Origin of the sequence: Rhizobium sp. YTU87027 (assembly GCF_050644135.1) — a bacterium.
GTDB lineage: Bacteria > Pseudomonadota > Alphaproteobacteria > Rhizobiales > Rhizobiaceae > Rhizobium.
Genome location: NZ_CP098440.1, coordinates 1374288 through 1387658, shown reverse-complemented (window position 1 = coordinate 1387658; position 13371 = coordinate 1374288). Strand labels below are relative to the sequence as shown.

Genomic DNA, 13371 nt, shown 5'->3' with positions numbered 1-13371 from the left:
CTTGCTTGACTGACCTTTCCAGTTTCAACCCCCTCTACTCCCTTTCGGGGCTTCTCGTCGGCGCTCTGGTCGGCATCACGGGCGTTGGCGGCGGATCGCTCATGACGCCTCTGCTGGTACTGGTCTTCGGCATTCATCCGGCCACAGCCGTCGGAACCGATCTGCTCTATGCTGCGGTTACCAAGACAGCAGGAACGGCGGTGCACGGGATCCACGGTAGGGTAAACTGGCGCATTGTCGGCTGTCTTGCCGCCGGCAGCGTTCCGGCCGCCCTCTTGATGCTCTGGCTGATGGCCGGTGTCGACCGAAAGAGCGTGGAAGTCGCCCACACGATCACGACAGCGCTTGGCTGGCTGCTTGTCATGACCGCATTGATGCTGCTCTTTCGCAAGCAAGTTCTGGCGTTCGCGCTCCATGCAATCGGAGAGCGCTCCCCGCCCAAGCCAGTCACGATTGGCATCTGGACAACGGTGCTTGGCCTGGCACTTGGCATCCTGGTGACGCTGACATCAGTTGGCGCAGGCGCCCTGGGCGTGACGGTGCTGCTCGTGCTCTACCCGCGCCTTGATGTCCGCGAGATCGTCGGTTCCGACATCGTGCACGCCGTTCCCCTGACGCTGATCGGTGGCATGGGCTACTGGATGATCGGCGAGATCAACTGGGGCATGCTGTTTGCTCTTCTGCTGGGGTCAATCCCCGGCATCGTCGCCGGTAGCCTGATCGCACCGAAGCTTCATGAAAGGACAATCCGCATCGTGCTGGCGTTGACGCTCGGCGTCGTCGCATGGAAGCTGCTCGCGCCGTGATCAAGGACCAGGCTGCTTGATGTCTCCGAGGATACCGAGGATCGTTTGCTTGCGATCCAGATTGTAGGCATCGGAAACCGTCAGTCGCTCGCCGATATCGGACTGCAACCGGGCCAGCCGCTCGGCCGCGGTCACCTGCCCCGCAATCGCCGCGGCCCGCGCCCTGCGCATCAGATCTTCGCCGACATGGCTGGCGAAGAATTCGAAGATCGTGTCGCTATCCTTGCTGGAAAGCGCATCCGCCAGCCGGTGCATTGCCCGCCGGGCGGATGCGCCCTGCGTTTGCAGAACCTCGTTATAGGCGGCAATGATCTCGCCGCCGCCATAATTCACAAGCTTCAGCGCCTCGCCCACGCTACCGTTCGCTGCCGCAAGAAGGTCGTGATCGGCGGCGTCGATGCCAAGATGTGCTAGCGCAGCGCCGAGGGCACGGTCATCAAGCGGCGCAAGTTTCAATGGCAGGCAACGCGAGCGAATTGTCGGTAACAGTTTGCCGGGTGCATGTGAGATCAGCAGGAATAACGCGCGCTTCGGTGGCTCCTCGAGAATCTTCAGAATCGCGTTCGCGGCATTGCGGTTCATGTCATCGGCAGGGTCGATAATGACGATGCGCCAATTGCCGGTGCCCGAGGTCTGCGAGAAGAACCGCCCTGCCCGCCTTACCTCATCGACTGTGATGGCAGACTTGATCTTCCCTGTCTTTTCGTCGACCGGTCGCGCCAGGTGAAGCAGGTTATGCGACGCGCCGGAAGCAATCTGGCGGCTGACGGACGAGGCCGGATCGGGATCGCCCAGCAATTCCGGTGCACTGGCTGGATCCGGATGTGTAAGCACATGGTTTGCAAAGCGGAACGCCAGCGTCGCCTTGCCGATGCCCGCTGGCCCCTCTATCAGGATCGCGTGATGGCCCTTACCCGAACGGTATGACTGCGCCAGAAATGCCTCGGCATCCTCGTGGCCAAATAGTTTCATGTTCTCGGCTGGCCAGATGGCACCGTCCAGCAATCCCGGCCGTTCATCACTCATGAGCTGCTTCCGCCATCTTGGCCGCTGCCGGGTGCGGCAGTCGCTTCTGGACGGCATCCAGAATCTCCGCCGCAATAACCTCTTCGGTCCGCATCGCATCGATGATGTGGCAACGGTCAGGCTCCCGCACGGCTATGTCAAGAAACGCTTCCCGACGCTTCTCGTGGGTTTCGAGCTCCTCCTTCTCGAACCGATCCGGACCCACATCGCCAGCAGCACCCCGCCTCCGGGCGCGCTCCAGACCGGCTAGCGCCGGCAGATCGAGAATAAGCGTACAATCGGGGACGATGCCATTGACGGCGGCGCGCTGCAGCGCCTCGATGAATTCCGATTCAAGATTGCCGGTCACACCCTGATAGACGCGGGACGAATCCATGAAACGATCGCAAAGGACCACCTTGCCGCTCATTAGAGCCGGTCGGATGACTTCCTCGACGTGATCACTGCGTGCCGCTGCAAACAGGATTGCCTCCATGCGCGTGCCAAAGGCCTCGGCAGCACCCGACAGAAGCACATGACGCACGGCTTCCGCGCCAGGCGAACCACCCGGCTCTCTCGTCAACAGCACGTCGTAGCCGCGAGCACGGAGAGACTCGGCAAGGCGGCGGATCTGCGTCGACTTGCCCGCACCCTCCCCGCCTTCAAACGTTACAAACAACCCAGTACCGGATGGCAATGACTACTTCCTGCATTACGGCGATCACCCACACCACTGCCGTACATCTAGCGGAAGGCAGCGAAAAGCGAAACCGCCCGACGACAACTCTCACCCTGAACGGCGAATATGGCGATCACGTGGGTTCGGGCTTATCCCACAGCCACGAGAACAGCAACGTCTCGCCGAGCTCCATGAGCGCATCGACGGCGCGGCTGCCCAATGAGCCGACTGCCACGGTTTCTTTCGTGTAGAGCGGCACCTCACGCAGCAGGCGACCACCAGCAGAGATCCGCAATGTTCCGATTTTGTGGCCCGCCTCCACGGGAGCCGTCAACGGCCAACGGTAGACGATGCGTGCGGACAACCGCTCGGGATTGCTGATTGGTATGTAGACGCTCACAGGCGTCTTCGCGACAAGATCGACGTTTCGTGACGTTCCGCCGTAAACGCTCGCCTGCCCAATCACTTCCGCATCGCCAAAAATCTGCCTGCTTTCAAAGGCTGTCAGCCCCCATTCAAGCACGCGCTTGGCCTCTTCGGTGCGCTCCTTGTCGGAGGCAATACCTCCCAGTGCCATAAAGAGCCGCCTACCGTCGCGTTCGGCTGAAGCGACGATGGAGTATCCCTCCCCCTCCGCAAAACCTGTCGCCAGGCCATCAACCCCCATGCCGAAACCGAGCAGCGGGTTGCGGTTGCGCTGGAAGATCCTGTTCCATTCGAAATCGGGCTGCGCGAAATACAGGTATAGGTTCGGGTAGGACTTCTGCAATTCCGCGGCCAGCGTCACCATATCAAGCGCCGTCGTCTTGCTCTTGCCGTCAGGCAACCCCGTCGAATTTTCGAAAATAGACTGCTCCATGCCGAGCGTTTTGGCGCGCCGCGTCATGGCCGCCGCAAAGGCCGGCTCACTACCGCTCATTCCTTCCGCAAGAATGATGCAGCTGTCATTGGCGCCTTGAATGGCAATACCCTTGATCAGATCCTCGACGCGGACATTCGATTTGAGGGCGGCGAACATTGTCGCCGTGCGCGACGGCGCACCGCCGGTTCGCCAGGCATATTCGGAAACGGGATACAGTGTATCGAGCGTGATCTGGTTCTTTGTGAGCGCGTCGAAGACGAGATCCACCGTCATCAGCTTGGCAAGCGAGGCCGGCGAGAAGGTCTGATTCTCGTTCTTAGCAAGAAGCACTGTGCCAGTGGACGCCTCGATCATGTAGGCCTGCGCAGCCTTGGTCACGAACGAAGCGTTGGTATCGCTGCTCGCTGCAACGGCTCCCGTTGCAAAAGGCAGAAGACAGACACAGAGGCGAACGAAACGCTTCAACACCGAAAACCCCACAGCTCGGGCGACCTTGACGATGCTAACGGCGCACCGAGAACGACGCAATGGCCGCCGTTACTCGCCGCGTGCGACCGCCGCCTTCTGCCGTTTGAAGGATGCCAGGATCGCGTCCTGCGTGAGACCGTCGTTACGAACCATCACCGCATCGAAAGCGAGTTCGACGGTAACGGTTTTCGCGCTCTCTTCCTGATACCCCATCGCCAGAGAACGCTGTCCTCCATAGGGACGTTCATATGGGAAAGGACCGAATTCCGGCAGAATGACCATTTGCCCGGCGGTTGGCGCTGCAAGCGGTACTGCGCCACCGAAAGACGGCGACGGCATCGGTGTCGGAACGGGCCCGGCGTTGTAGCTGGCGCTCGGGGTCGAGCCAGCATAGGACGTCGCCGAGACCGGTACCGGGACACTCTCCGGTTCAGGCATGAAGCCGCCGAAGCTCTCGAGTTGGTCGGCGGTTATGCGCTTGCTGTTGGAGGCGACCATGACCCCGCTGGCGATCTGCCCGCCGCCCGGGTTGATACCCGGAATGCGACTGCCCTTTGGCACATAGGAGGCCATCAGATAAGGCATGTCGTGACCATCCATGCGCGCCCGACCGACATATTGAACACGAACTTTTCCGGTACCGCTGTGCTGCAGGTCAAGCATATCCGCCGTCTTGTTCGACAGGTCGATGATGCGCCCTTCGTGATACGGACCACGATCATTGACGCGCACGATAATGGACGAACCGTTCTCCGTATTCGTCACACGTGCATAGCTCGGCAGAGGAAACGTCGGGTGTGCGGCGGAAAGATGCATCTGGTCATATACTTCGCCGTTTGCCGTCAGACGACCATGAAAGGCCGAGCCGTACCAAGATGCGATGCCGACCTTGTTATAGGAGAAATCTTCCTTCGGGTAGTACCACTTCCCCTTCACCACGTATGGGTCGCCGACCATATAGCGGCCGCCGCCCTTCGGGATATTATTGCCGGTGGCAACGCGCGGGCTCGCCTTGACGCCGTATTCCTTCTCAGAGAAATATTCCTTGCCGTGGGTACGTTTCGTGGGCGTTGGCGCGGTACCGCATGCCGTAACCGTTGCGCAGATGAGCGACAGCCCAACCCATCGCATCCCCGCTGCGAATGACGCCGCCCCGTAGTCTCGTTTCATATGTCCCACGCCGCTCAAGACCGTTATGGTTAAGAAATCTGCCCCGATCGGGCCAGACACCCCTAATCCCACCAACCTAACGAGACTTTAATCATGCGGCTTTCGTGGCGAATTTGCGAAGCATTTCGCCCAGATAGGAACAATTCTAATTAGTATGGTTAATAAGTCACTAATTTAACACTCTGGACAATGCAGTCGGCGCATGCCCGGCGGATCGTTCACCCGGCGAAATTCCCCTCCCGTAGCCATCCACCAAGCCGACAGAACCAGTTGACGCTGTCCCCGAACGGCTTTAAACGCTGCATGGCCTGAGCTCACCGCGACGGCAACAGCAGGAAAGGCGCCAGCTCCGAAAGCGACGTCAAATCAACTGCATGGAAGAGTGTCCGAGTGGTTTAAGGAACCGGTCTTGAAATTCGGTTCCCGACATCTTCCATCGTCCCCACTATCCTTGAATGTACTGATGAGTAAGGCGAAGCTCCCTCCTCTATACCTGTCCGTGCTACCGCATTTCCATTCGTGCTACCGAGTTCGGTAGCAAAATGGTAGCAACTCGTTCCCGGGATGTTCAGAACGACCACAACCGAGATTAGGATGCGTAATGACGGGCGGTAAGACAGAAAACCTTTTCGACACCTGGCAAGCATATGGCAACTTCGCGCAGGCCGTTAGAGGGAAACGCCGATTGTGTGGAACGTTCGGTTGCGCTCAACAATTATGACGACCCATCCCGGTGCCGACACAAGGTCTCCGATTCCGCATTCGAGAAATGAGACGTCGGTGGATCACACAGTTAGTCAGCGTAAGACATGAGGGGAGAAACATCCCTCACCCGTGCGATCCACTCTATGAACCCCCACGGTGACACGTTGTTCCCCCATGTCGATGCTGCGTGCTGCCACGGGAGGTAACCGGCAGTTGTTGTCGAGATGCATCGAGGAGGGCCGGGGCACATACACCCTGAGGCATAGCGGATCGACCGAAAGGTTGGCTCACAGAAGAACGATGGTGCTGATATCATTGTCGATATCGATCCGGACACGGGACTGAACCGACGATGATTTGACATCATGAGTGAGGCCTTCATGGAAGAGCCCTCGGAAATGCCAATTCCGCCACTCGGCATCGACTTGGATGTGCGCCCGGGTGTCTATCGCGTGCTCACGTCGGTTGCAGCTATGGGCGACGCCTTGATGACGCGCTGGCCGGAAAAGCAGAAGGGCGGCGCGTGGCGCGGCGCTGTTGTTGCCTGCCTGAGGGCACTGGAGACACAGACCAATGCCGAGGCCGCCAGGGCCGCCTTCATCATGGCAGCGGAAGACGCAGGGATAAACGTGAATGCCAACGCCGCGCTTTTCGAACGCCCCCCGAAAACGGAGAAGCCGAAGAGAAAGAAACGGCGGTAGGCAGGAACGAAACTCGGCAGGCTGCGTTGAAGCGACAGACGGTAGGTTTATCCTATCGCCCCTTTCCACGTCCCTCTTCCTCGCCCCGCTAGGCCCATTGCGGGGCTCCTTTTTCCCGACGGCAGCAATGGCACCCCTTGCACCCACGCCTTTCAATTATTAGCTTTTCCTTACATTGCCGTTGGTAAGATTAAGGAGGAAAAAATGCCGACGCCGGATGTCCTTTGGAACACCCCTGTACATGTTCGACTTCAGAATGGAACGGAAAAGTCCTTCGAGAGTATCCACGACACTCTGGACTTCCTCGAGAACGAATGGCCCAAGGCCCACGGGGCTTATCACGATGCCGCCGTCGTGAGCTGTCGGAATGCCCTTCGGCGACAAACCCCTCCAGCAGTAAGCAAAGAGCTCTTCCTCGCGGCATGCCTGGAGGCGGGCCTTGCGGTGCGAGGCGGTAGCAGACGACCGAGCGGCCAACGCCTCACGTCGACGGCTCATCGACATTTTTGAACTCGGGAGGGTTGGAACTCGTCTCTACCCTTTTTCGTGTCCCGCCGAAAGCGGCGGGACCGTGTAGCGATGATAAGAGATGTTCTTCATGGAGGATGTTGTGATGTCTCGCGAATACTTCACTCGCCACAATGAGCCCCTGGATTCCGACGACTTACGCAAATGCCAGGCCGTCCTAGATGCGATTTGCGGAGCGTCCGGAATAGAACCTGGATCTGAGGAAGAGGATCGCGTTGCCGCCAGCATTATCGCGCTCTATCAGCAGGAGGTGCATGACATCGACCAGTTGAAGCACCTCGTCGATGCGGCGCGTCGCCTCGATCTCAGCGGACACGCCAAGGCGTAGTTTACCGCGTTTTGAGCTTCGCTCTCGGCCTTCGGGACGTGACCACTCAAGGAGCCCTGATCTTGCCCCGCGAAAGAAGCGGGGCTCTTTTTGAAGCGAGCGGAACAAAAGCCGGCGCGGACTACGATGCGGATGAGTGAGCGCTGGGAAAAATTACGACATTTTACGAATATCTTGCGGCGTCGGCTTCCGGCACTTTATTCCAGCGCCGAGCACGGCTGGTTACCGAGGCGGACGACGATTGCACAAAAAGTCCGCCTCGGGGCGATCCCTTCTTTGCCAAGGAGGTTTCCTAACCCAAGTGTGCTAGCCGCGCGCTACGAAACGTGGCAATCGATTGGAAATTGTCGCCGATCTGATCAACCAGGGTTTTTATGCGCTTCTTCTGTCTGCGATCACGCTCAGAATTGCTCAGGCCGGCCTCCAACGAGGGCATCATCAAATCGGAATGATGCGGCTTTCCTGGCAGGGCTGTGTCGTAGACGCAACAAAGTCTCTCGCCGTCCAGCCAGCGCACCGCAGAAGCCGGGAAGGTCATTACCCCTTCCAAGCTTTTTTCCTTAGTCTGCCACCGGGGTCGCAACTCATCCACTGTTTGAACGAACTCGTCATCACCAGCGTTTTCTCTCAGGACGCTAAGGCCGTTTCTATCCACTTGGACAAGAAAGATAGGATTCAAGCGGCCGTTGGCCATTCGGCCCTCTGGAGTTGGAACGAGATAATGTAGGTTTTCTGCGTCCGAGACGACACCAGGGGATAGGTCGGAAACAGAAAATTTCTCACAACCGCACCGCTGGTTCACAGCTTCATTGATGCTGTCGACCTTTGCGTTCTCGGCCTGAAGCGCCTGCCTGCAAGCTTCACAACTCATGGCTAGGCTGACATTATCTCTTCTGCAAGCGCGCGAACATTCAGAGGATCGACTTCGACATCATCTCGATAGCTCTCAGCATCATTTTCGACGGAGTACCACGATACAGCGCCACCTTGATCGATGGTCAGGTGTAAGTAAAATCCATTGTCGTAAGCTGAAAAGCTAGCGCGTCCATCGCCGTCGACACCGAATTGCGGTCTCCGATTGATAGGCAGTTGCGCGAAACCTGCTGCTAGCACTTCAGCAACGTCCAACGCTTCTTCAGACGGTGCTTCGACGCCGGGCTCCATCCAATCTGCCTGACGATGCGCAGTGATTGAGCTAACGGTATTCCACAGCCAGGTATCCTGCGCCTTAACTTCGACAGGACGGGCCTGGTCGAAGGTTGCCTTGGGTGCGTGAGTCTCAGCGTATGCGCGGAAATGCTCAGCAACTAGACGCGATATGTCGCTTGTCCGAGTGACGATTTCGTCGTCGCCGTCGTCGCCGTCTGCGTAAACGATTGCTGGCGGGAAAAGAAGCGCAGGATCGAGCAGGTATGAAAGCGACGCGGTGGACTCACCGAAATCAAGCATTCTTTTTCTCCCCGAGCAGCCCAATTCTTGTCGCATAACTCTTTAAAATTAATGAAGCAAATAGATTCTTCAACCCTACGTGTAGTTCATCAAATTTTTTTGACGCTGATACAGCTTCAAAGTTTGCCTGATGCTCTGGCGTAAAGACTTGATCCTGCATCATCGTGTAGATGCCAATTGAGGGGAGTGGCGTCACGCCATTTTCACGTACCTCCACCACGTCTGCATTCACATTTACGAGCCGCTTCGAAGGACCGAGAAATTCAAACCATCCACAATGAGAATGCCACTCGCGCTCAGCCTGCATCGCCTTCTGGGAGATAACACCTGAAGAAACGTCCAAAAGCTGATCGACATCGAAATCCGACCAGCTTCCAGTCCAAAGAAACCTATCCCAGTATTCCAGCTTTACGGCATTGATCGAAACGATGTTGTTGTAAGCGTCGCAAAGCGGACGAAGAATTTTTTCAATCAGGTTATGAAAATGCGCCCAACGCACATACTGAGGGGTCGAAAGTGCGATGAGATTGGGCATCACAGTGACCTGGGTCTGGCCGTCAGGTCCTATATATAGTTTAGGGGCTCCCTCAGCGGAGTGGATCACCCTGCCCGTAACAACATCGACGCTGAGACCCACTGAAGGTCCAGTTGACCGAAAACCGCTGCTCATCAATTGAGACGCGCTTTGCGCGACGATTCTCTCGAAGGCTTTGTCTGGCACTGATGGGTTGAATATGATCGAGGCAGTGCATCGCTCTATAGCATGAGCGGGAATTTGAGTTCGAAATTCTGCCATCTTTGGGTCCTGAGCCACTTACCAGTGGGTTAAATATTCATCCGTCGCGCCCGTCAACGTTGGCCGTATGAAATGAAACTGAAAACTTCGTGAATTTTGTCAAGACAGGACATTTTAAGCCGACTTTTGTGTCCCAGATGAACCTTGCGTCAATATTGTGAGGCAAAACACACATCTTACCAGGGTGCGATTTCAAATGGCCGCGCTCGTGCGGGTGCGATCCGACTCTATGATGCAACACGATTCGAGCCAACGCTACTTCGGCGCGCTACCCGACATGAAGAATATCTTTACCGCCCCTACCGCACTGGTGAAGGCGATAATCAGCCCCATCAGATACATGCCGAAGCGTCCGAACCGCTTCATGGTGCGCAGGTTCTCCAGGCTGTCGTTGATGACGGCCAGATCGTCCTTCTTGAAGTTCTTGAGCATGAACTGCAGCGCCTGACGCTCTTCCTCGTCGAGGCTCGCGACCAGCTTCAGGTTGTCGATCTCATCATCGCGAACAGCGGCCAGGAAGAGCCGCATTTCCGTGGAAAGATCCGGCAATCGCTGTGAGAGCTGCGGGTTCGGGTCCATGACTTTTGCATCCATTCTCTCGATTGCCCCTTCAATGCAATGCGTGCTTGACCGGTAAAACCCGATCGACTATTTCGCCGTCGCCGTGCTCGTAAGCCATGGGACGGCAATGGGAGGGTCCGGCCATGCGTGTAGGCCGGGCCCTGCTATTTCCGGCAGGCCGCATCTGCGCGGCATTGCTTGTTGTTGGACGCAATGGCCGGTCCCGCCGTCGGATCTTCCGCCGCCGCTCGCGCCGCCGCAGGGTTGGAGAAGCGCGTCAGCTGATACCCACTGCCGTTAATCGCAGCCGCTGTCTGGCAGCCCGCTATCGCGCATGAGCACAAGACAACGATCACGAGCCGACTTGCTACGGAAGTCCGCATTGTTCTTCTCCATGTTGGAAATCCGATTGGATGCTTCTTTGATTGCGTCCATCTGGGCGGCAACCTTGGCGTCGTTCGCGCCAGTCCATTTGCCGAATTAGTAGGCCGCGAGCACGACCAGGACGACGGCGGCGCCGACCTTCAGCCAGGCGGGTGTTCTCGCCCACAGGACCGCCCACATCACGCCGGCGCCTTCGTCTGGAGATCCAGAGCGTCGAGGCGTTCCTGCTTTCTGCGGTTGGCGTACCAGCGATAGGCATAGGAGCCGGCCGCGACGACAAGGCCGCCGATGATCAGCGCAGCTATCGTGCGATCGATCCATGGCGACGAACCGGTCAGCGGCATGAGCTGGTCCTTGGCCGCAGTCATTGCACCGCCAAGGGTAAAGGAGCCGCCACCTGCCCCGGTGGCCGCGTCAGCAACTGCAAGTGTCGGCGCCGGCTTGGCATCAGAGATGAACGCCTTTGCATCGCCGCCCTCGACATACTCGATCTCAGGCCCGACCGATCCAGAGGCCCATGCCTGCCCTACAGCGAGCCGCCGCTCACTCGGGCTGTCCAACAAAGGTCTTGAACGTCTTCAGCGCCTGCAGGAAGGCCAAGCGACGCTCGCAGATGCGGGCGATCAGCTGATCATTGTCACTGACGCCGGCGGTGGCCAAAAGCGTTCCCTGCCCGATGATGCCGTCGATGCCGCCCTGATAGAGCCCCATGGCCTGCAGAGCGCGCTGGAGCCACTTGACCGACTGGGCAACGCCGGAGTTCACCGCCCGTCAAACACGACGTAGGAGACGCCCGGAGCGAGCTTGTCGCACTTCGCCTGATCCCAATAGCGCTTGCGGTAGATCGCCTGCAGCTCGCTGTTGCTGATGTTCTTGACCGGCAGCGGCTCTAGCCCGCATCTCTCAAAGTAAAAGGTGCATCGGACCTACGAATCTGAGAAACTGCTTTTGCTACAAAGGCTTACCAGATTTGTTAAGGAGGCCCGATGCCAACACACTGTATCTCCGCGCAACTCGAATTTGAAGGCTTCGACGGTCATAAAGTAGTGGCTGGTTTTGACGGCGGGGCGATCACCTCGGACGCCGGTGCTCTGCTGCTTCGCCACGTCGATGGGGCCATCGGACTGTTCGACCGGGTGGCCGCTTGCTTCATCGATGGCCGCGATCCGAACTGCACGGTTCACAGCGTACGCACGCTGGTCGGACAGCGCATTGCGGCGATCGCACTGGGCTACGAGGATGTTGATGACCACGACACGCTGCGCCACGACCCGGTACTCACCCTTCTGTCGGAGCGGCTGACGCCGAAGCGAGACGACTGTGCGGTGCTTGCCGGCAAATCGACGTTGAACCGACTGGAGCACGGCCGCCTTGGCGAGACGACGCGCTATCACAAGATCGCTTACGACAAAGGCGCGCTGGAAGCGCTGTTCGTGGAGCTGTTCCTGGACGCACACGACAGGCCGCCGGAGGAGATCGTGCTCGATCTCGACGCCACCGATGATCCGCTGCACGGCCAGCAGGAGGGGCGGTTCTTCCACGGCTACTATGACTGCTATTGCTATCTGCCGCTCTACATCTTCTGCGGCCGGCATCTGCTTTCGGCCAAGCTGCGGCGCTCCAACATCGATGCCAGTGCCGGTTCGGTCGAGGAGGTCGAGCGGATCGTCAAACATATCCGCGCACGCTGGCCCAGCGTCCGCATCATCCTGCGTGCCGATTCCGGCTTTGCCCGCGAAGAACTGATGGCCTGTTGCGAGGCAAACGGCATCGACTATGTCTTTGGCCTTGCTCGCAACAAACGTCTGGAAAAGCAGATCGCCGAGGCTCTGGAGGAAGCGAGCCTGGCGGCCAGGGCAAGCGGTGAGACTGCCCGCGTCTTCCGCGACTTCCTGTGGTCGACGAAGGACAGCTGGTCATGCCGACGGCGGGTCGTGGCCAAGGCCGAATGGATGGAGGCTGGGGCTAATCCACGCTTCATCGTCACCTCGCTTGCCCCGGAGCGCTCAGCGGCACGACCGCTTTACGAGGAGCTTTACTGCGCCCGCGGTGATATGGAGAACCGTATCAAAGAGTGCCAGCTCGATCTCTATGCCGACCGCACCAGTGCTCACACCATGCGCGCCAATCAGTTGCGGCTCTCCTTTGCATCGTTGGCCTATGTGCTCATCTGCGCGCTCCGCCGCCTCGGTCTCGCCCACACGCGGCTTGCCGATGCCACCTGCGGCACGATCCGATTGAAGCTCTTGAAGATCGGCGCGCAGGTTCGTGTCTCGGTCCGCCGCATCAAGGTGGCGATGGCATCGGCCTGTCCCTATGCCGCGGAATTTGCATTGGCACATGCCCGAATACGCGCTGCGGCCCGATGATGCCGCCGGACCCAAACCCTTCCCGCCAACAAAAGAGGATACATCGCCAGCCCCAACAAACGCCACACACCGCGGCGCTGGCTGCACCCGTTCTCGCTATCGAGCCCAGCACCACGGCCGAGACAAGCCATAGCGAAAGCCAAAACTACGGGGGCTGTGAGAAAACCGGGCTAGGCCGATCGAGCGCCGGTATTCGTCGTAAACCCGCTGCGTGACGCCTTTCATGGTGGCGCCGCCCGGATCTTCCGGATGATTGCTATAGCCGCCCTCGTGGACGAGTACCTTGGATAGCGAGCGCGTGAATTCGTTGAAAGCTCCAGATTGTATTGTTGGAAAAGCAAAAAGGAGCCGCACCGCGGGTACCACCATTGGTGAACATGCGCTCGACGGCCGGTTGTGTTCTTATGTGCGCGGCCCCAAATGCGGCCAACTTCCTGTAACAGTGCTCCGAGGTCCGCTTACACCCCTTGCGGACCTCACTCCTTTGTCGACCACTCACCGAAATGCTGATCCTACCTATTCGAACGAAGACATCCTGCCTTCGGCGAAAGAAGCGCTAT

General features: G+C 58.4%; 17 protein-coding genes. 5 read left to right on the top strand and 12 right to left on the bottom strand.

Annotated features, from left to right (window positions below; genetic code table 11):
* Positions 1-5: 5 nt before the first annotated feature.
* Positions 6-806 carry a sulfite exporter TauE/SafE family protein gene (locus tag NBG89_RS07070; RefSeq protein ID WP_088703173.1) on the top strand — a complete coding sequence of 267 codons (801 nt, stop codon included), beginning with the start codon at positions 6-8 and terminating at the stop codon, positions 804-806.
* Here NBG89_RS07070 and NBG89_RS07065 read toward each other — a convergent pair whose 3' ends face one another.
* From NBG89_RS07065 to NBG89_RS07050, 4 genes are all read right to left on the bottom strand, one after another.
* On the bottom strand, positions 807-1832 hold the full coding sequence (locus tag NBG89_RS07065; protein WP_431322227.1) for a DNA polymerase III subunit delta': 1026 nt from the start codon (positions 1830-1832) through the stop codon (positions 807-809).
* Positions 1825-2508 (bottom strand): dTMP kinase, encoded by a 684-nt coding sequence (tmk, locus tag NBG89_RS07060; protein ID WP_431322226.1) that lies wholly within the window; start codon positions 2506-2508, stop codon positions 1825-1827. Before tmk ends, NBG89_RS07065 begins: the two co-directional genes overlap by 8 nt.
* A 115-nt stretch (positions 2509-2623) precedes the next feature.
* Positions 2624-3820, bottom strand: a complete 1197-nt coding sequence (locus NBG89_RS07055; protein WP_431322225.1) for a D-alanyl-D-alanine carboxypeptidase family protein — start codon at positions 3818-3820, stop codon at positions 2624-2626.
* Between the two features lie 69 nt (positions 3821-3889).
* Positions 3890-4990, bottom strand: coding sequence for a septal ring lytic transglycosylase RlpA family protein (locus NBG89_RS07050; RefSeq protein ID WP_431322224.1), 1101 nt, complete (start codon positions 4988-4990; stop codon positions 3890-3892).
* Between the two features lie 1070 nt (positions 4991-6060).
* Between NBG89_RS07050 and NBG89_RS07045 the strand changes: the two genes are divergently transcribed.
* From NBG89_RS07045 to NBG89_RS07035, 3 genes are all read left to right on the top strand, one after another.
* Positions 6061-6396: a DUF982 domain-containing protein gene (locus NBG89_RS07045; protein ID WP_431322223.1), complete on the top strand. Its 336-nt coding sequence runs from the start codon at positions 6061-6063 to the stop codon at positions 6394-6396.
* A gap of 204 nt (positions 6397-6600) precedes the next feature.
* Positions 6601-6906, top strand: coding sequence for a DUF982 domain-containing protein (locus NBG89_RS07040; RefSeq protein ID WP_431322222.1), 306 nt, complete (start codon positions 6601-6603; stop codon positions 6904-6906).
* 103 nt (positions 6907-7009) lie between these two features.
* Positions 7010-7252: a hypothetical protein gene (locus NBG89_RS07035; RefSeq protein ID WP_431322221.1), complete on the top strand. Its 243-nt coding sequence runs from the start codon at positions 7010-7012 to the stop codon at positions 7250-7252.
* Between the two features lie 292 nt (positions 7253-7544).
* Here NBG89_RS07035 and NBG89_RS07030 read toward each other — a convergent pair whose 3' ends face one another.
* From NBG89_RS07030 to NBG89_RS07000, 7 genes are all read right to left on the bottom strand, one after another.
* Complete coding sequence (locus tag NBG89_RS07030) at positions 7545-7946, bottom strand: hypothetical protein (RefSeq protein WP_431322220.1); 402 nt, start codon at positions 7944-7946, stop codon at positions 7545-7547.
* Between the two features lie 179 nt (positions 7947-8125).
* Positions 8126-8701 carry a hypothetical protein gene (locus NBG89_RS07025; protein WP_431322219.1) on the bottom strand — a complete coding sequence of 192 codons (576 nt, stop codon included), beginning with the start codon at positions 8699-8701 and terminating at the stop codon, positions 8126-8128.
* On the bottom strand, positions 8694-9497 hold the full coding sequence (locus tag NBG89_RS07020; protein WP_431322218.1) for a TIGR04255 family protein: 804 nt from the start codon (positions 9495-9497) through the stop codon (positions 8694-8696). The genes NBG89_RS07025 and NBG89_RS07020 overlap by 8 nt, the downstream gene beginning before the upstream one ends.
* Positions 9498-9752: 255 nt before the next feature.
* Positions 9753-10091 carry a hypothetical protein gene (locus NBG89_RS07015; RefSeq protein WP_431322217.1) on the bottom strand — a complete coding sequence of 113 codons (339 nt, stop codon included), beginning with the start codon at positions 10089-10091 and terminating at the stop codon, positions 9753-9755.
* Positions 10092-10621: 530 nt separating this feature from the next.
* The gene (locus NBG89_RS07010) at positions 10622-11002 is read right to left on the bottom strand and encodes a hypothetical protein (protein ID WP_431322216.1); all 381 of its coding nucleotides are present in this window, start codon (positions 11000-11002) and stop codon (positions 10622-10624) included.
* A complete protein-coding gene (locus tag NBG89_RS07005) occupies positions 10986-11207 on the bottom strand; it encodes a putative peptidoglycan-binding domain-containing protein (RefSeq protein WP_431322215.1) in 222 nt (73 codons plus the stop codon). The genes NBG89_RS07010 and NBG89_RS07005 overlap by 17 nt, the downstream gene beginning before the upstream one ends.
* Entirely contained in the window at positions 11204-11287 is an 84-nt protein-coding gene (locus tag NBG89_RS07000) for a glycosyl hydrolase 108 family protein (protein ID WP_431322627.1), read from the bottom strand. The genes NBG89_RS07005 and NBG89_RS07000 overlap by 4 nt, the downstream gene beginning before the upstream one ends.
* Positions 11288-11428: 141 nt before the next feature.
* Between NBG89_RS07000 and NBG89_RS06995 the strand changes: the two genes are divergently transcribed.
* Positions 11429-12811: an IS1380 family transposase gene (locus NBG89_RS06995; protein ID WP_431322214.1), complete on the top strand. Its 1383-nt coding sequence runs from the start codon at positions 11429-11431 to the stop codon at positions 12809-12811.
* A gap of 96 nt (positions 12812-12907) precedes the next feature.
* Here the strand turns inward: NBG89_RS06995 and NBG89_RS06990 are convergent, their stop codons facing one another.
* A complete protein-coding gene (locus NBG89_RS06990; protein ID WP_431322213.1) occupies positions 12908-13180 on the bottom strand; it encodes a glycosyl hydrolase 108 family protein in 273 nt (90 codons plus the stop codon).
* Positions 13181-13371: the final 191 nt, after the last annotated feature.